We start from the raw sequence: 18,254 nt of genomic DNA on the forward strand, positions 1-18,254 counted from the left end.
GACTATGGCAGCGGCGCTGGTGGGGCGGGCGATTGTCGTCGTGCTGTGTGCGCTCGCCGCGCTGACCGGCTGCTCACAGCGCAGCAACACCCCGGCAGCTCCGAGCACTTCGGCGAGCACGGGAGTCGACGCGCTGATCGTCAGCGTGGAAGACGTGCGGCGCATCGCCAACTACGAAGAACTCACCACCCATGCCCACGCGAACCTGAACCATCCGCCGGCCGGTGACGTCAACGCACCCGGGCCCTGCCGGGCTGCGGGCACCAGCGATCTCACCTTCGCCGCCGGCTGGACGGAGTTCCGCAGCGCCGGCTACAGCGGAGTGACCGACGACCTCGACCCGGGTGGCCGCACCATGAAGGATTCGGTCAGTCAGGCCGTCGCGATCTACCCCGACGCCCAGGCAGCCCGGTCCGCCCTCGACCAGCTGGAAGCCTCACTGAATGCTTGCCTGGCATTGAACGACCCGAAGTACGGCTTCAAGCTGGACAAGCCGGATCCGCTGAGCCTGCGGATCACCGACAATGGGTGGAGTCACCAGTATCGGGCCCGCAAGTCGGTGTTGATGTCGGTCGGCGTGCTGGGCATCGAACCGGCCGAGCGGATTGCCAGCACGATCCTGGACAACATCTGCGACCGGATCAAGTAGCGGTCATCAGTCCCCGGCCGCCCACGATTCTATGATCACCCGGGCGATCGAAATCGACCCCGGCAGAAGCAGTTTGGACTCGGATCCGCTGGACCAGTCGCCGGCGTCGAGTGCCGCCCGGATCTCGTCGCGGGTGAACCAGGCCGCTTCGGCGATCTCGCCGTCGTTGAACGAGAAGGGCTCGTCCGGGTCGCCCAGGGCGTGGAACCCGACCATCAGCGAGCGCGGGAACGGCCAGGGCTGGCTGCCGAGGTAGCGCACGTCGCGCACGGTCAGGCCGATTTCCTCACGAATCTCCCGGGCAACACAGACTTCGAACGACTCGCCGGCCTCGACGAAGCCGGCCAGCAGGGAGAACATCCGTTGCGGCCAGACCGTCTGCCTGGCCAGCACCGCACGGTCGCCGCCGTCGTGGACCAGGCAGATGACCGCCGGGTCGATGCGGGGAAACTCTTCGTGGCCGGTGAGCGGGTTGACGCGCGCCCAGCCGGCGCGCGCGGGTTTGGTGGGTGTGCCGTCGACCGGGCTGAATCGGGCGCTGTCGTGCCAGTTCAACAGAGCCAACGCCGAGGACACCAGCTGGCTGCTGGTGTCGTCGATGATGCGTCCGAGCCTGCGCAGATCCAGCACCTCGACTTCCCCGTCGTCAGGGGGCTGCAGCGGGCCCCGGATCGCCCAGACGTGGCGCCCGGCATCGATGCGGCCCAGGAACACCGCTTCGGCGGGTGGTTTGTCGCCCAGCGCGGCCGCCGGGCCGAGCACTACTTTGCCGCCGGCGGCCAGCACCTGGTTGCGGGAATCGACGCGCAGCAGAGCGGCGTCGGGCCAGCCGGCCGCGGCGGCGTCGATGTCGGTGCGCAGCTGGTCGGCGCGGTCGGCGCCGACCCGGGACAACAGCGGAACGTCACGCAGCCGAAAGTCCACGTAGTTGCCTATCGTTCGTCTGCGATGTGCCGGACGAAGAGCAGCCGGTCGCCTGCCTCGATGGCGTCCACCTCGGGCGCACCGATGCGCAGCAACTGCCCAGCGCGGACCACGCCGAGCACGATGTCGCGCAGATGCCGCGGGGATCCGCCCACCTCGGACTGCTCCACCTCCCGCTCGGCGATGGCCAGACCCTGGTCCGGAGTGAGCAGGTCCTCGATCATCTGCACGACGCTGGGGGTGGTGGTGGCCAGGCCGAGCAGCCGGCCCGCGGTCTCGGAGGACACCACCACCGAGTTGGCGCCGGATTGCTGCAGCAGATGCTGGTTCTCGGCCTCACGGATGGAGGCGACGATCTTGGCCTTGGGCGAAATCTCCCGCGCCGTCAGGGTGACGAGCACCGCGGTGTCGTCCCGGTTGGCGGCGACGATGATCGAGGCGGCGTGCTGGGCGCCGGACAGCCGCAATACGTCGGATTTCGTGGCGTCGCCGTGCACGGTGACCAGTCCTGCTGATGCGGCCCGCTCCAGGGCGGCCCGGTCGGTGTCGACTACGACGATTTCGCCGGGGGGCACCTCGTCGCTGAGCATGGCGCTGATCGCCGTCTTGCCCTTGGTCCCGTAGCCGATGACGACGGTGTGGTTGCGCACTCTGTTCCTCCAACGCTGGATCTTGAACGCCTGCCGCGATGTTTCGGTGACGACCTCGAGCGTCGTGCCGACGAGCAAGATCAGGAATGCGATACGCAGCGGAGTGATGATCAGGACGTTCGTCGCGCGGGCGAATTCCGAGACTGGCGTGATGTCGCCGTAGCCGGTCGTCGACAGCGTCACCGCCGAGTAATACAGGCAGTCCAGGAACGTCAGGCTGTCGCCCTGCGAATCGTGATAGCCGTCGCGGTCCAGGTAGACGGTGACGGCGCCGACCAACAGCGCCACCAGGGCGATGCTCACCCGGCGGGAGATGATGCGGGCGGGACTGGCATGACCTTGGGGGATGCGCAGCACGCCGACGAGGGCGTAGCTGGGCTGAACGGTCAGCCTCTCATCCAGACGCCGCAGCCGCCGCCAGCTCCCTTTCGCCACGGAAGTCATGTAACCACGATCAGGCGATGGTGGGGCGACCGGAGTCGACCAGCAGCATGCTCAACTCGTCGGCATCAGCGAGCTCATCAGGCACGACGGTGGTCCCGCTGCGCACGTAGTAGAAGGCGGTGCGCACCGACGATTCCGGGCAGCCGTGCAGGGCGGCCCACGCCAACCGGTAGACCGCCAGTTGGACGGCGGCGTGGCGCCTGGCCTCCACACCGCGCGGCGGCTCACCGGTCTTCCAGTCCACGACGGTGACTCCGCCGTCCGCGTCGGCGAATACCGCGTCGATGCGCCCGCGCACCACGGTGTCGCCGATCGGCATCTCGAACGGCACCTCGACCGCGATCGGGGTGCGGGCCGCCCACGGCGATGCGGCGAATGCCTGCTGCAGCGTGGCCAACTCTTGCGGGTCGCCCGCATCGGAGTCCGCCGCGCCAGGCAGGTCCCCCAGGTCGAACAGCAATTCGACCCCGTAGAACTGCTGCACCCACGAGTGAAAAGCGTTGCCCAGCAACGCGTGTGGGTCCGGCCGGGTGGGAAGCCGATAGATCAGCCGCTGCGCCGCCGCTTCGGCGTCACGCGCCAGCTCCACCAGGCCGCTGACCGACAGCTGGCTCGGCAAGGCGCGCTGCGGCGGCTGGGCCGCCCGAGCGCGCTCGGCCAGCAGCGCGTCGACGTCGGCCACCCAGCCTTCGACGTCGGCGGTGGTCTGCGTCTCGGTTGACTTGGCGGTTATGACCAGCGCGGCTCCGCGCTCGACATCTGCCCGCCGCCGCGACAACGGGTCGACCGGCCAGACCGCTTCGATCACGTTGTCCTGCAGCGGGTTCCGCTCACCGTCAGCGGGCGGCGGCGCCCAGTGCTCGACGATCCCGCACGGCCGGCCGGACCGCCCGGACTCGTCGATGACATCCTTGAGTTCACACAGGAATTCCGATGGGCCGCGCGGCTTGATGCCGGTGGCTCCCCAGTGGTGCCCGGATACCAGCAGGGTGTCCTCGGCCCGGGTGACGCCTACATAAAGCAGTCGGCGCTCCTCGTCGACCCGTCGCTGATCGAGCTGGGCGCGATGCTCAGAAATCTTGTCCGACAATTGCTTTCGGTTGGTGACAGCCGAAGTGTCCAGGACCGGGATGCCGAGCGCGCCGGTCGCGGCGCGATCGCCGCGCAGCAGCGGCGGCAGCTCTCCGGCGTCGGTCAGCCAGCTGCTTCGAGATGCGTTCGAGGGGAAGGTACCGCCTGACAGGTGCGCCACCGCCACCACCTGCCACTCCAGGCCCTTGGCCGCGTGCACCGTGAGCACCTGGACGCGGTCGCGTGCCACGATCGGCTGCGCGGGTGTCAAACCGTTCTCCACTTCCGCGGCGACGTCCAGATACGCGAGCAGGCCGGCCACCGAGGCCTTGGCTGCAACGCCGGCTCGCTCGGCATAACCGAGGACCTCATCGGCGAAGGCGTCGAGATGTTCGGCGCCGGACCACTGCCCGGTGGCGGTGGCGCGTACCTCGCAATCGACCCCCAGTACGCGGCGCACCTCGGCGACCAGGTCTGGCAGCGAGTAGCCCAGATGCCCACGTAGCGCTGTCAGTTCGGCGGCCAACGCTGCGATCCGCTGGTATCCAACTGTCGAATAGCGGTCGGCGGGGCCGGGGTCGGAGATGGCGTCGGCCAGGCAGGCACAGTCGGCGTCGGGGCCGGCCGTTTGGGCGATCGCCTCGGCCGAGAGCGGTTCGGCGGTCCGGGCCGCACCGCCGTCGAGTTCCTGGGCGCGCCGCCACAGCGCGGCGATGTCGCGACCGCCGAGGCGCCAGCGCGGACCGCTGAGCACCCGCATCGCAGCGGCACCGGCCATGGGGTCGGCGACCAGGCGCAGCATGGCCACCACATCGGCAACCTCGGGAACAGACAACAGGCCGGCCAGACCGACGACTTCCACCGGAATCCCTCGCGCCCGCAGCGCGTCGGCGATGGGGGCGGCGTCGGCGTTGCGGCGGACCAGGACCGCGGCCGTAGGCGGCGCGACCCCCTCGTCACAGGCCGCGCGGTAGTGCTCCTGGAGGTGGTCGGCGATCCAGTCGCGCTCGGCCGCCACGTCGGGTAACAGCGCGCAGCGAACCGTGCCCGGCTGCGCGTCTGGGCGCGGCCGCAACGGCCGCACGGCGACCGAGCGCCGTCGCGCCTCGGCGGATACGGCGTTGGCCAGGTGCAACGTGCTGGGCGGGTTGCGCCAGCTGGTCCGCAGTTCCAAGGTGGGCGCCGGGGAGCCGTCGGCCAGCGGGAAGTCGGTGGTGAACCGCGGCAGGTTGGTCGCCGAGGCGCCGCGCCAGCCGTAGATCGACTGGATGGGGTCGCCGACCGCGGTCAATGCCAGCTCGTCGTCGACGCCGCCGCCGAACAGCGACGACAAGGCGATGCGCTGCGAGTGCCCGGTGTCCTGGTACTCGTCGAGCAGCACCACCCGGTAGCGGCTACGCAGTTCCTGCCCCACCTGCGGAAAACTTGCCGCCAGCCTGGCCGCGGACGCCATTTGCATGCCGAAGTCCATCACCTTCGCGGTGCACATGCGTTCGGCCAGCGCATCCAGCAGCGGCACCAGTTCGGCGCGCTGCGTCTGGGTCGCCAGCATGCGCAGCAGCGATTGGTTGGGACCTCGATCGCCCTGCCGGGGTCCGGCGGGCAGGGTGTGCACCAGCCTCTCCAACTCCAGATGGGTGTCGCGGAGCTGGTCGGTGCTGACCAGGTGCTCGGTGAGCTGGCCCCACAACCGGAGCAGCAGGGCGGTGACGGCGGCCGGAGTCTTGTCCGTGTCGAGCCGGCCCGGGTAGCCGTTGACCACGTCGAATGCCAGCTGCCACAGCTCGGTCTCGGTGAGTAACCGGGTGTCTGGTTCCACGGGCAGCAGCAGGCCGTACTCCCGTAGTAGCGAACCGGCGAAGGCGTGGTAGGTGCTGACCGTCGGTGCACCGTCGTCCGACCCCACACCCACCCCCGACAGCCGGGCCAGCCGCGAGCGCACCCGGCGCAACAGTTGTCCGGCGGCCTTGCGGGTGAAGGTCAAGCCGAGCACCTGGCCGGGTTCGGCGTAACCGTTGGCGACCAGCCACACCACCCGTGCGGCCATGGTCTCCGTCTTGCCGGCCCCGGCTCCCGCGATGACGACGAGCGGGCCCGGCGGCGCGGCGATCACCGCCGCCTGTTCCTCGGTGGGCGGGAAAACGCCCAGCGCGGTGGCCAATTCAGCGGGACTGTAGCGCGGGCTCACGAGGCGGACCCGTCGTGGGCGGGGCAGGACGGTCGCAGCGGGCAGTGCGAACAGCCGTCGTTGCGCCGGGCGACGAACTGCGGACCGGCCGTCGCCTCGGCGGCCTGCCGGATGACTTCGCGCCACTGCTCCCGGGCCTGGGGGGTGAGCGGATCCTGTTCGCGTTGAGCGGCACCGGCCGCCCCGGTCTTGCCGGGATAGACCAACCGGGCTCCGCCTGGCTCATCACCGGCTGCGATCAGGCCTTCGGAGACGGCCAGCTGATACATGGCCAACTGGGCGTGCTGCTGGGCGTCGTCCTTGCTGATCGGGCTTTTTCCCGTCTTGACGTCGACGATCACCAACCGGCCGGCGGCGTCGCGTTCCAGCCGGTCGACACGGCCGCGCAGCCGGACCTGGCCCCCGTCGCTGCGCGCCGTTTCCAGGACTCCGTCGACGGCGATTTCGACGCCGACCTCGGTCAGCTCGGTGCGCGTCTGCGCGCGCCACTCGATGAATGCCGCAATCATCGCCCGGTGCCGGGTGAGTTCGTTGGCCGAGTGCCACTCGGCGGCGAACGGCAGGTGCTGCCAGGCCCGGTCCAGCTCGGCCAGTAGCTGGGTTTCCGTCTCGCCGGGTTCGGCGATGAGTGCGTGGATCACCGAACCGATGGCCGAGCGCAGCTCCCGTGGGTTGGTTCCGCCGTGCCGTTCGGCCAGCCAGCGCAGCGGGCAGTCAGTGAGCGTCTGCAGGGTGGACGGCGTCAGCGTGACCAAGTCGTCGCTGTCGCACAACGGAGCGCTGGTGCTGACCGGGACCAAACCGTGCCAGACGCGCGGATCAGCGCCCGCTACCCCGGCCTCGACCAAGCGGGCCAATTGTGTTGCGGCACAGACGCGAACCGGTTCCTCGACCGCGCCGTCGGGTGCGCACACCACCGACCGCAACCGGCCCACCACCGCCGCGGCAGACAGCACGCGCGGCGCGCAAACGGGTTGTGTCGCAACGGTTTCCTCACCGGCGAACTGTGCGATATCGAAGAAGAACGGCGACGGCAGCGCAGCCTCCCCGCAGCTACCGCCGGCGTCGCTGTCGATCGCCGTCACCAATAACTTCCGCCTGGCTCGGCCCATTGCGGCAACCAGCAACCGACGCTCCTCGGCCAGCAGCGGCGCGCGGACCGAGGCGTCACCGCCAACCCCGTCGAGTTCGTCGAGCAGTCGCTGGGTGGCCAGCACGCCGCCGCGCGGAACTGTGTTGGGCCACAATCCGTCCTGTAGCCCGGCTATGACCACCACGTCCCATTCCTGTCCCAGCGCCGCGTGCGCACTGAGCACCCTGACCTGCTGGGGGGCGGGGCCCGAATCACGGCTAACGGGCGGCAGTTGCAGCGCCTCGACGTGCTCGACGAGTCCACGCAGGGACGCTCCTGAGGTGCGCGCGACGTAGGCGTCGGTGACGTCGAACAGGGCGGTCACGACTTCGAGGTCCCGGGTGGCCTGGGCGCCCGCGGGGCCGCCGCGCTCGATAGTCGCCAGCCAGCGCTTCTGCAGGCCGCTGCGGTGCCACGCCGCCCACAGGGTGTAGCGCGGGTCTTGGCCGTCGCGGTGACAGCGGGCGGCAGCGGCCAGCACCGCACGTACCCGTCTCAGCGCACCGGACTGCGGCCCGGACAGCGGCTCGTCGCCGGTCAGCACCTCCACCAGCAGGCCGGCAAAAGCGTCCGGCCGGCCGCGCTGCAGGGTCCTGCGCAGCTGCCGCAGTGAGACCGGGTCGACCCGGCCGATCGGCCCGGACAGCAACGCCAGGGCCTGGTTGCCGTCGAGGCCGTCGGACGTGGCGGAAAGGACGGTGAGCAACGTGCGGGCCACCGGCTCCTCGGACAGCGACCCGCCGATTGCGGGTATCGCGACCGGGACGCCGGCGGCGGCGAGGGCGCGGGGCAGCCTGGCGCCGGCACGCGGCACCGATCGGACGATCACCGCCATCTGCGACCACGGCACGCCCTCGACGAGATGCGCGCGTCGTAGGGCGTCGGCGATCAACGCCGTCTCGGCATGCGCCGAGGCGGCCAGCCGCGCCGTGACGACTCCTTCGTCGCTCCCGGTGCCCTCGATGCATCGGCCGGCGCTAGTGGCGGGAAGTCGGCCGGCGATGCCGCTGACTGCGCGGGCAACGGCAGGCGCGCAGCGATGCGACGTCGTAAGCGTCACCGCGGGACCGTCGACGTCGAGCAATCCGGCTGATTCGCCGCCCCGAAAGCCGAAGACAGCCTGGTTGGGGTCGCCGGCGATCAGCGCGGTTTCGGCGCCCGACGCCAGGACCCGGACCAGTTGCGCCGCCTGCGGATCGAGCTGCTGGGCGTCGTCGACCAGAAGCAGCCGGACCCGGGCGCGTTCGGCGGCCAGCAATTCCGGGTCGACCGCCAGGGTTTCCAATGTCGCGCCGACCAGCTCGGCGGCGGCCAGTGCCGGCGCCGTCGCCTGCGGCGCCGCCGTGCCGACCGCCGCGCGCAGCAGCATCACCTGCTCATACTGTCGGGCGAACTGACCGGCCGCGGCCCACTCCTGACGGTTGCAGCGACGGCCCAGCCGCTCCAGTTGCTGGGGGTCCAGACCGCGCTCTGCACAGCGCGCCAACAAGTTTCGCAATTCATTGGCGAACCCGGTGGTGCGCAGCGCCGGCAGCAGGTGCTCGGGCCACCGATTGCCGTCCTCGGCGTCGCCGGCCAGCAGCTCCCGGATGATGGCGTCTTGTTCGGCGCTGGTGAGCAGCCGCGGCGGCGGGTCGCCGGCCCGTTCGGCGGCCCTGCGCAGCACCGCGTAGGCGTAGCTGTGCAGCGTGCGCACCAACGGCTCGCGCACTGCTCCCGCCCTACTCGATCCCAGCAATGCCCGGGTCAGAGCGCTGCGTTCGCGCAACCCCATACGGCCCGAACTACTCAGCAGCAGAACCGATTCCGGCGCGACACCCGCTGCGATGTGTGCGATCGCGGCCTCGACCAGCAAGGTGCTCTTGCCGGTGCCCGGGCCGCCCAGGATGCGCACCTGTCCGCGCACCCCGCGCTGCAACACCTCGCGCGTTTGGGGATCCCACTGCATCGGCATGACCGCATGCAATCACCAGCCTCCGACAAGTTGCCGCGACCAGGCCCGATACCGACTGGCATCATCGAAGCGTGACCCTTCATGTGCACCGCTTCGGCCCGTCCGGCCCGATCCAGATGCTGGCGTTGCACGGCTTGACCGGCCACGGGCAGCGCTGGCAGCACTTCGCGGACTACGTGTCCGAGATCGCGGTGGCTGCACCCGACCTGATCGGGCATGGCCGCTCATCGTGGGCCGCGCCGTGGACCATCGACGCCAACGTCGCCGCGCTGGCAGCGCTGCTCGAGGCGCAGGCCGAGGCGCCGGTGCTGGTGGTGGGCCATTCCTTCGGCTGCGCGGTGGCGATGCACCTGGCGGCGGCCCGGTCGGACCTGGTTTCGTCGTTGCTGCTGCTGGATCCCGCAATCGGGTTGGACGGGCAATGGATGGCAGAGATCGCCGAGGCGATGTTCGCCTCCCCGGACTACGCCGAACGGGCCGAGGCGCGCCAGGAGAAGGGCGGCGGAGTGTGGGCCGACGTGGATCCGGCGGTGCTCGATGCCGATGTCGACGAACACCTGGTGCAGCTGCCCAACGGGCGCTACGGCTGGCGGATCAGCTTGCCCGCGATGATGTCCTATTGGAGTGAGCTGGCACGCGAGGCGGTGTTGCCGCCGGCGGGGGTGCCGACGACGCTGGTGCGTGCGACATGGACGTCGCCGCCCTATGTCAGCGACGAGCTGATCGCGGGACTGCGGGAACGGCTGGGTGACGATTTCGAGCTGCTGGATTACGAATGCGATCACATGGTGCCGCACGCCAAACCCGATGACGTTGCCGCATTGGTCCGTAAGCGCCTTCAGACGGTCTGACAGTGGCGGCGGTGACAGACGAGCAGATCGAGCGGGTGCGCTCGCTGGTGGCGGCCATCCCATCGGGTCGGGTGTCCACCTACGGTGACATCGCTTCTGCGGCAGGACTTTCCAGCCCGCGCATCGTCGGCTGGATCATGCGCACCGACTCCGCGGACCTGCCCTGGCACCGCGTGATCACCGCATCGGGACGCCCCGCCGCGCATCTGACCACCCGCCAGCTCGAGCTGCTGCGCGCGGAGGGCGTGCTGTCGACCGACGGGCGGATCGCGCTGAGCGAGGTCCGCCACGAATTCGAGGACTAGAGAATCATCCGGACCATGGCCGCGGTGCGCGCCAGACCCGGAAACGCCTCGGCGGTGGACCGCGGGTGCAGCGCGTGTACCGCCAGGCGGAACATTAACGCGCGCAACAACATTTGCGACCACTCGGGCAACGCGCTCCACCGTTCGATGAGGCCGTCGTCGGCCTCACCCCACGACAGTGCGTCGACCACCACCACACCGGCCGCCCACGATGCGGGTCGCCAGTAGGGGGTGATGTCGGTGATGCCCGGTGGTGCGGTGCCTGCGAAAAGTACGGTGCCGTAGAGGTCTCCGTGCACCAGTTGGTTAGGGCTGCGGGTCGGCTTGCGAAGTGTCGCAAGCTGATTGATCAACTCGACGGATCGCTGCGCGTCCGCGGACGACGGGGCGGTCCGCGCGTCGGGAGGGACCGATTGCAGCGGTCGTTCCTCCCAGGCGGCGCGGTCGGCGGCAATGAAGACGTCGACGTCGGCCCACGGCGAGGTGGGCCCCTGGGTGAGGAATCGGGGGCGCTCGAGTTTGCCGGTGGCCTCGTGCAGACGAACGGCGGCCGACACGACTTCGTCGTGGCGAGCTTCCGGGGCGCCTGCGACGAACGTGTCGGCCCGCCAGCCGGACACCACGTAGCGCCCGTCGGTGGAACGGACCGGCCGGGCCAGGCGGACACCGTCGACGAACAACGTCTCCCGCACCCGCGCCGACCACGTCGCGCGGGCATTGTCGGCCACCATCGACAACACCACTTCACCGCATCGCCAGCCGCCTTCCCAGGCGGCTCCCAGAGGCGCGGGCTGGACGCCGGTCAAACCGAACGCCGCCATTACATGCTCGGGCGGCGGCTCGACAGTCACAGCGGTCAGCCTAATCGAGGGCCAAGTCGCGTCGGAACGACGCGCTGAGAGCGCGACGGGCGAGGTGGATTCAGTTGAGCCGGCACCGGCTGTCGGGGCGAGGGCGAGGGGCCCGTTTTCGGTTCCCGTGCCCGCGTTGCCGCCATTGCCGCCGGTTACGCCGTTTGCGCCGGCGCCGCGTCACCGTAAAGCCATCCGCTAGTCGAAATAGCATCTGCGGGCCGACCGCCGGTTGTGCGTCGAGGACTGCCAAATCGATCCATGGGTCCATGCCGGTTCCTGCGTTTCTTGCAAATACCCGGTGCGCAACGCCTCCGGAGCGGCTGATGACGTGCGCTGGACCGCCTAGTACACGACCATGTCGGGCTCGATCTGCCTGGCCCACGCGACGATCCCGCCCTGCAGATGCACCGCATCGGAGAACCCGGCCTGCTTTACCGCGGCCAGCGCCTCCGCCGACCGCACCCCGCTCTTGCAGTAGAGCACCGTCGGACGGTCCTGTGGCAACTGCGCCAAACCCTCACCAGAGACGATCTGCCCCTTCGGCACCAACTGCGCCCCGTCGATGTGCACGATGTCCCACTCCACCTGCTCGCGGACGTCGATCAGCGCCAGCTTCTTGCCGGCATCCAGCATCGCGCGCAGCTCCTGCGGCGTGATGGTCGATCCGCTGGTCGCCGCGGCGGCATCCTCGGACACCGCGCCACAGAACTGTTCGTAGTCGATCAGCTCGGTGATCTTGGGCGTCGACGGGTCTTTGCGGATCCGGATGGTGCGGTAGCTCATTTCCAGCGCGTCGTAGATCATCAACCGGCCTAGCAGGGTCTCGCCGATCCCGGTGATCAGCTTGATCGCCTCGGTCCCCATGACCGATGCGATGGAGGCACAGATGATGCCCAGCACACCGCCCTCGGCGCATGACGGGACCATGCCCGGCGGCGGCGGCTCCGGGTACAGGTCCCGGTAATTCAGTCCCAGCCCGTAGGGTGCGTCCTCCCAGAAAACCGAGGCCTGGCCCTCGAATCGGTAGATCGAGCCCCATACGTAGGGCTTGCCGGCCAGCACCGCGGCGTCGTTGACCAGATACCGGGTGGCGAAGTTGTCGGTGCCGTCCAGGATCAGGTCGTACTGGCTGAACAGCTCGACCGCGTTGTCGGCCTCGAGCCGGAACTCATGCAGACGCACCTCGATCAGGGGATTGATCGCCACGATCGAGTCGCGCGCCGATTGCGCCTTGGAGCGTCCGACATCGGCCGTGCCGTGGATGATCTGTCGCTGCAGGTTGGACTCGTCGACCACGTCGAAGTCAACGATTCCGATGGTGCCGACTCCGGCGGCCGCCAGATACAGCAACGTCGGCGATCCGAGTCCCCCGGCGCCGATCACCAGCACGCGGGCCTTCTTCAGCCGCTTCTGCCCGTCCATCCCCAGGTCGGGAATGATCAGGTGGCGGCTGTAGCGGGCCACCTCCTCACGGCTGAGCGTGGCGGCGGGTTCGACAAGCGGCGGCAACGATGGCGTCACATCACTGAGGTTAGGCGATCCAGCCACTCGCGAGCAGACGCAAATGCACCAATTTCGGAGCGAAAACGGGTGCTTTTGCGTCTGCTCGCGCCAACTAGGCGATTGGATACGGCCAGGGATTAAACCGGCACGTCTTGCCGTCGGCCTTGACCTGATCGGGATCGAACTTGGCCCCGTCGTCATTGGACGTGGAGAACGTCTGCTGCATCATCACCGGCGCCAGAGCACCTTGCTGATCGCACGGCTCGTGCTTCACATAGCCGATGGCGTGACCCACTTCGTGGTTGATCACATACTGCCGGTAAGAACCGATGTCGCCCTCGAACGGAACGGCTCCGCGGATCCAGCGCGCCTCGTTGATGAAAACCCGCGACTGCCGATCTGATCCGAAAGACGGGTTGTAGCAGGACGTTTCAAGCCGGAACTCATAGCCGCAGCCCTCGCGCACCGAAACCGGTGATACCAGCGAGACGCGGAAGTCCGGTTTGCTCGCACTGGTTGCGTCGATCCGGACAAACGCGAACTGCGGGTTGTGGGTCCAGCCCTTGGGATTGTCCAGGGTCATGTCGACCATCTGCGCGAACGCGTTGTCGCCGCCGTACATGTTCGGATCGATGCCGTTCTCGATCTCGATGGTGTAGCGGAACACCTTGCCGGTGCCCTGACCGACCTGCGGGGTGCCACCCGGGATGACGCGGTAGGTCTTGTCCCCCGCCTCGGTGTAGGGCCCGCCCTCGGGCAGCGTGCCCGCCGGCAGGTTCGCGTCGAACGCGACGAGCCCGCGTGGCGGCGTGTCGATGATCGACGTGCCCACCGCGCCGATGGTGGGCGGCTCCTTGTGAATCGCGTGCGCCGCCGGCTTGGGCGTGCTGGTCCCGGTCACCGTCTGGTAGACGACGATCAGGGTGAGCACCGTCAGCAGGGGCAGCGCGTAGGCCCGCCAGCCGTAGGTGGACACGAACCGCCCCAGCCAGGTTTGCTTGCGCCATTGGCGCGGCCGGTCCCGATCCGCGCGCACCCTCCCGGCGCTCTGTCCGAGTGGGTCACGCTGGGCGCGCAGCGGCTCCCGCCGGTCGTCACGCAGCACTGGCGCGCGACCGGTACCGCGGGGCGGCCACTGGGACGTCATTTCCCCAGGATGGCACAGCAACTGCGGGCAACCGGCCCTGGCGCGCCCGAAAAACGCGCCGGCCCGCTTCACATCGACCTAACACCGCAGGTAGTCCCCAGGTAGTAAGGTCATGGCAAGACAAAGCGCGGCCGCGGGGGATGATGAATGGTCGCCAGCCGATGCGACCGGATCGAGGACGATGAGCGAGCTAGCCAAGACGGCGCAGCGACGTGCCGTCAGATCGGCCGACGGTGTTCGGCCGATTGAAGGCGCTCCGGTCTCCAACCGCAGGGGTAATCGGTTGCCCCGTGACGAGCGCCGCGGCCAACTGCTCATCGTCGCCAGCGACGTCTTCGTGGAAAGCGGCTACCACGCGGCCGGCATGGACGAGATCGCCGACCGCGCTGGAGTCAGCAAACCCGTTCTATACCAACACTTTTCGAGCAAGCTGGAACTATACCTGGCAGTGCTGAATCGGCACGTGGAAAATCTGGTCTGCGGCGTGCAGCAGGCGCTGGCCCGCACCACCGACAACCGGCGCCGACTGCACTGCGCGGTGCAGGCCTTCTTCGACTTCATCGAGCACGACAGCCAGGGCTACCGGCTGATCTTCGAGAACGACTACGTCACCGAGCCCGAGGTCGCCGCCCAGGTGCGGGCGGCCACCGAATCGTGCATCGACGCGGTCTTCGCGCTCATCGCCGAGGACTCGGGCCTGGACCCGCATCGCGCCCGGATGATCGCGGTCGGACTGGTCGGCATGAGCGTCGACTGCGCCCGCTACTGGCTGGACTCGGATCGCCCGATCTCGAAGTCCGACGCGGTCGAGGGCACGGTGCAGTTCGCCTGGGGCGGACTGTCACACGTGCCGCTCGCTCGTTCCTAACCCTTGGCAGCTTTGGCGGCCACGGCTTCGGCGCCGACGCCGAAACCCACCCGGCGCGCGTCCGCGACACCGATCTCGACGTAAGCGATCTTGGCCGAGTTGATCAGGAAGCGCCGGCCGCGCTCGTCGTTCAGGCTCAGTAGACCAGCGTCGTCGCGCAATGCGGCGCCGACGAGTTCTTCGACCTCGCCGGGCGTCTGCGTACTGGAGAACACCAGCTCGCGCGGACTGTCCGTGATACCGATCTTGACCTCCACGGGGGCCCCTTCCGTTGGCGTTTTCATCGCAGGCGTCTGTGCAGCAGGCTAGTGGACGGGCCGGACTGGCACAGCGCCCCGCCCCCGAACCGGCAGTTCGCGGTTAGTGAACAAACCCGTCACGATTCGGTCTAGCCTTCGTTCTGCCCCGGCGACGAGCAGTTCACGTCATTAACATCGGCCCCATCAGTACCATCCGTGACACCCTCTACGACATCGTCCGAGACCTCAAGGAGTTCCCGGGCGACGAACCGCGCGTAGACGGCTACGGCGAGGACTTCGACGACGACCCCGACACCGATAGCTGGGATCAGCCCGCCGACGAAGAAGAATGGGCGTGGCCCACCGACCGCCGCTGGCGCCCGGTCGCGTTGTTCATCGGCGCCATCGTCGCGATCGGCGCGATCGCCACTGCGGTGATCATCAACAGCGGGGACAGCGCCACCACCAAGGCGACGGTGGGGCTGCCGGCCCCCAGGACGGCCGTCACGGCCCCCCGATCCAGTGCGCCGCCGAGCGCGTCCACCAGTGCTCCGCCGACCCCATCCGGCGCGCCGCTGCCACCGGAGACGGTCACCACCCTGACCCCTGGCAACGCGCCGACCAAAACGGCGGCGCCGCCCACCCGGCTGCCCAGCGCTGCGCCGGCCCCGACGGCCGTTCCCCCGGGCGCGACGATCAATCCACGCACCGTCATCTACAGCGTCACCGGCAACAAGGCGCTCTTCGACCTGGTGAACGTCGCCTACACGGACGCACGCGGCTTTCCGGTGACCGAATTCAACGTCGCGTTGCCCTGGACCAAGGTTGTCGTGCTCAATCCCGGCGTGCAGACCGAATCGGTGATCGCCACCAGCATCTACGGCCAGTTGAACTGCTCGATCGTCAACGCGCAGGGTCAGCTGGTGAAGGCGTCGACCAACAATTCCGCCTTGGCGACCTGCACCCGCTGAATCCGGTTCAGCCCAGCCCCAATTCGCGCATCCGGCTGTCATGCGTGCGCTGCAGCCGTTCGAAGAATGCGCCCAGCTGACCCAGACCGCCCGTCCCGGAGACCACCAGGTCGACCAGTTCGTCGTGATCGGCCAGCAGGAACTGGGCCTGGGTGATCGCCTCGCCGAGCAGCCGACGCGACCACAGCGCCAGCCGGCTGCGTTGCTTGCCGCTGGACGTCACCGCGGCCCGCACTTCGGCGACGACGAACTGCGAATGCCCCGTCTCGGACAGGGCCGCGCGCACCACGTCGGCGACCTCGTCGGGCAACCCGTCGGCGATCTCCAGATACAGGTCGGCGGCCAGGGCGTCCCCGACATAGGTCTTCACCAGGGCTTCCAGCCAGGTGCTGGGGGTGGTCAGCCGGTGGTAATTCTCCAGCGCGGACACGTACTTCGACATCGCCGGCACCACGTCCACACCGCGCTGTTCCAACGCGTCACGCAACAGTTCGTAGTGCCCCATCTCGGCGGCGGCGATGCTGGCCATCGAGATCCGGCCGCGCAGGTTCGGCGCCATCCGCGCCTCTTCGGTCAGCCGGTAGAACGCCGCCACCTCGCCATATGCGAGCAGCGCGAACAGTTCGTTGACGCCAGGATGATCCGCCGGCAGTCGTGGCCTGGGCGAATCGGCCGCCTCGTCGTTGGAGTCGGCGGTGGTTGGCGAAGGCATGCTGACACTTTAGTCGGCAGCATGAACGGACTCTGGGTGCCCGCTGGGCGACCAGGTACCATGTTCGTAGGTAGTGGCTGAATCTGTGCTGCTCCTACCTGTGCAGAAAAGAAATGTGCGTGCACGCAACTGGCCCGCCCGACATCAAGCAGCGGGCCTCGGCGACGTAATCGGAGTCGGAAATCGTGCGCGCGAACCGCGACACAGACGAAGTACCGACTCAAACTCGATTACTGTCACCGAAAGGCACTCTCCCCGCGTATGACCGCATTGAAAAGCACCACCGGTCTAACCTTTGCCAGCCTCGGCGTCCGCGACGAAATCGTCAGCGCACTGGCCGAAAAGGGCATCGAAACCCCCTTTGCTATCCAAGAACTAACCCTGCCGCTGGCACTCGCCGGCGAGGACGTCATCGGCCAGGCCCGCACCGGCATGGGCAAGACCTTCGGGTTCGGTGTGCCGCTGTTGCAGCGCATCACCTCCGAGACCGCGACGCGGCCGCTGACCGGCGCGCCGCGGGCCCTCGTCGTGGTACCCACCCGTGAGCTGTGCCTGCAGGTCACCGGTGACCTGGCCACCGCGGCCAAATACCTCAAGGCGACCAACGAAGACGGCAGCGAGCGCCCGCTGTCGGTCCTCGCCATTTACGGCGGTCGCGCCTACGAGCCGCAGATCGACGCGCTGCACAAGGGCGTCGATGTCGTGGTGGGCACTCCGGGCCGGCTGCTCGACCTGTGCCAGCAGGGCCACCTGCAGTTGGGCGGACTGTCGGTGCTGGTGCTCGACGAGGCCGACGAGATGCTGGACCTCGGTTTCCTGCCCGACATCGAGCGCATCCTGCGCCAGATCCCGGCCGACCGTCAGTCGATGCTGTTCTCGGCGACCATGCCGGACCCGATCATCACGCTGGCGCGGACCTTCATGGTTCAGCCCACCCACATCCGTGCCGAGGCCCCGCACTCGCTCGCGGTGCACGACACCACTGAACAGTTCGTCTACCGCGCCCACGCCCTGGACAAGGTGGAACTGGTCACCAGGATCCTGCAGGCCAGCGAGCGCGGCGCGACGATGATTTTCACCCGCACCAAGCGCACCGCCCAGAAGGTCGCCGACGAGCTGCAGGAACGCGGCTTCGCGGTCGGAGCCGTGCACGGCGACCTCGGCCAGATCGCGCGCGAGAAGGCTCTCAAGGCGTTCCGCTCTGGGGACATCAACGTCCTGGTGGCCACTGATGTGGCCGCGCGCGGCATCGACATCGACGACATCACCCACGTCATCAACTACCAGTGCCCCGAGGACGACAAGATGTACGTCCACCGCATCGGGCGTACCGGCCGCGCCGGCCGCACCGGCATTGCGGTCACGCTGGTGGACTGGGATGAGCTGGAGCGCTGGGCGGCAATCGACAAGGCGCTGGGTCTGGGCTCCCCCGACCCTTCGGAAACCTATTCGAACTCGCCGCACCTGTACGCCGAGCTCGGCATTCCGGAAGAGGCCGGCGGCACCGTCGGAAAGCCGCGCAAGGCGCCGGTCAAGCGGCGCGAGGCCAGCAGCAGCGGCAGTTCCGAGCGCCCGGCTCGCCGTCCGGACCGCCGCAAGCGCACCCGCGGCGGCAAGCCCGTCACCGGCCATCCCGAGACCACCGCCGCTGACGCCGCCGCCGACGCCGATTCCGAGAATGCGGCGCCCGCCGCTGCCGGCAGCGGTGCCGCGAGCAGCAGCAGCCGGCGCCGTCGCCGTCGTCGCAAGCCGGCTGACACCGCCGCGGCAGCCAACTAACGGCATACTCACT

Annotated in this window: 15 protein-coding genes; 6 read left to right on the plus strand and 9 right to left on the minus strand. The window is 68.8% G+C overall.

Annotated features, from left to right (window positions below):
• Window positions 1–4 precede the first annotated feature (4 nt).
• Window positions 5–649 carry a sensor domain-containing protein gene (locus AWC08_RS05885; protein ID WP_069433364.1) on the plus strand — a complete coding sequence of 215 codons (645 nt, stop codon included), beginning with the start codon at window positions 5–7 and terminating at the stop codon, window positions 647–649.
• A gap of 6 nt (window positions 650–655) precedes the next feature.
• On the opposite strand, the gene nudC is transcribed toward AWC08_RS05885, so the two are convergent.
• Genes nudC through AWC08_RS05905 form a run of 4 tightly spaced genes read right to left on the minus strand, consistent with a single transcriptional unit; the run spans window position 656 to window position 9,012 of the window.
• Window positions 656–1,573 carry an NAD(+) diphosphatase gene (gene nudC, locus AWC08_RS05890; protein WP_065133716.1) on the minus strand — a complete coding sequence of 306 codons (918 nt, stop codon included), beginning with the start codon at window positions 1,571–1,573 and terminating at the stop codon, window positions 656–658.
• Window positions 1,574–1,581: 8 nt separating this feature from the next.
• Window positions 1,582–2,667, minus strand: coding sequence for a potassium channel family protein (locus AWC08_RS05895; protein WP_065133715.1), 1,086 nt, complete (start codon window positions 2,665–2,667; stop codon window positions 1,582–1,584).
• A 10-nt stretch (window positions 2,668–2,677) separates the two neighbouring features.
• Window positions 2,678–5,926 carry an ATP-dependent helicase gene (locus AWC08_RS05900; RefSeq protein ID WP_069433363.1) on the minus strand — a complete coding sequence of 1,083 codons (3,249 nt, stop codon included), beginning with the start codon at window positions 5,924–5,926 and terminating at the stop codon, window positions 2,678–2,680.
• Complete coding sequence (locus AWC08_RS05905; protein WP_069433362.1) at window positions 5,923–9,012, minus strand: ATP-dependent helicase; 3,090 nt, start codon at window positions 9,010–9,012, stop codon at window positions 5,923–5,925. The genes AWC08_RS05900 and AWC08_RS05905 overlap by 4 nt, the downstream gene beginning before the upstream one ends.
• A gap of 116 nt (window positions 9,013–9,128) precedes the next feature.
• On the opposite strand from AWC08_RS05905, the gene AWC08_RS05910 reads away from it, so the two are divergent.
• Window positions 9,129–9,863, plus strand: coding sequence for an alpha/beta fold hydrolase (locus tag AWC08_RS05910; RefSeq protein WP_069433368.1), 735 nt, complete (start codon window positions 9,129–9,131; stop codon window positions 9,861–9,863).
• A gap of 2 nt (window positions 9,864–9,865) precedes the next feature.
• Window positions 9,866–10,168, plus strand: coding sequence for an MGMT family protein (locus AWC08_RS05915; RefSeq protein WP_065133008.1), 303 nt, complete (start codon window positions 9,866–9,868; stop codon window positions 10,166–10,168).
• On the opposite strand, the gene AWC08_RS05920 is transcribed toward AWC08_RS05915, so the two are convergent.
• The 3 genes from AWC08_RS05920 to AWC08_RS05930 all read right to left on the minus strand — a co-directional run bounded on the left by AWC08_RS05920 (window position 10,165) and on the right by AWC08_RS05930 (window position 13,672).
• Window positions 10,165–11,019, minus strand: coding sequence for a TIGR02569 family protein (locus AWC08_RS05920; protein WP_065133009.1), 855 nt, complete (start codon window positions 11,017–11,019; stop codon window positions 10,165–10,167). The genes AWC08_RS05915 and AWC08_RS05920 overlap by 4 nt on opposite strands.
• Before the next feature lie 345 nt (window positions 11,020–11,364).
• Window positions 11,365–12,543, minus strand: coding sequence for an adenylyltransferase/sulfurtransferase MoeZ (gene moeZ / locus AWC08_RS05925; protein WP_065133010.1), 1,179 nt, complete (start codon window positions 12,541–12,543; stop codon window positions 11,365–11,367).
• Window positions 12,544–12,637: 94 nt separating this feature from the next.
• Window positions 12,638–13,672: a DUF3152 domain-containing protein gene (locus tag AWC08_RS05930; RefSeq protein ID WP_069433360.1), complete on the minus strand. Its 1,035-nt coding sequence runs from the start codon at window positions 13,670–13,672 to the stop codon at window positions 12,638–12,640.
• A 181-nt stretch (window positions 13,673–13,853) separates the two neighbouring features.
• Between AWC08_RS05930 and AWC08_RS05935 the strand changes: the two genes are divergently transcribed.
• Window positions 13,854–14,540, plus strand: coding sequence for an HTH-type transcriptional activator FasR (locus AWC08_RS05935; protein WP_065133012.1), 687 nt, complete (start codon window positions 13,854–13,856; stop codon window positions 14,538–14,540).
• Here the strand turns inward: AWC08_RS05935 and AWC08_RS05940 are convergent.
• Window positions 14,537–14,797, minus strand: a complete 261-nt coding sequence (locus tag AWC08_RS05940) for a DUF3107 domain-containing protein (protein ID WP_065133013.1) — start codon at window positions 14,795–14,797, stop codon at window positions 14,537–14,539. The two genes, AWC08_RS05935 and AWC08_RS05940, sit on opposite strands and share 4 nt — an antisense overlap.
• Window positions 14,798–15,012: 215 nt before the next feature.
• Between AWC08_RS05940 and AWC08_RS05945 the strand changes: the two genes are divergently transcribed.
• A complete protein-coding gene (locus AWC08_RS05945; RefSeq protein WP_069433359.1) occupies window positions 15,013–15,750 on the plus strand; it encodes an MmpS family transport accessory protein in 738 nt (245 codons plus the stop codon).
• Window positions 15,751–15,757: 7 nt separating this feature from the next.
• Here the strand turns inward: AWC08_RS05945 and AWC08_RS05950 are convergent, their stop codons facing one another.
• The gene (locus AWC08_RS05950; protein WP_065133015.1) at window positions 15,758–16,462 is read right to left on the minus strand and encodes a ferritin-like fold-containing protein; all 705 of its coding nucleotides are present in this window, start codon (window positions 16,460–16,462) and stop codon (window positions 15,758–15,760) included.
• Window positions 16,463–16,723: 261 nt separating this feature from the next.
• Between AWC08_RS05950 and AWC08_RS05955 the strand changes: the two genes are divergently transcribed.
• Window positions 16,724–18,241, plus strand: a complete 1,518-nt coding sequence (locus tag AWC08_RS05955) for a DEAD/DEAH box helicase (RefSeq protein ID WP_069433358.1) — start codon at window positions 16,724–16,726, stop codon at window positions 18,239–18,241.
• The last annotated feature ends 13 nt before the right edge of the window (window positions 18,242–18,254 follow it).

The sequence above is a fragment of the Mycobacterium gordonae genome (assembly GCF_002101675.1).
GTDB classification, from domain to species: domain Bacteria; phylum Actinomycetota; class Actinomycetes; order Mycobacteriales; family Mycobacteriaceae; genus Mycobacterium; species Mycobacterium gordonae.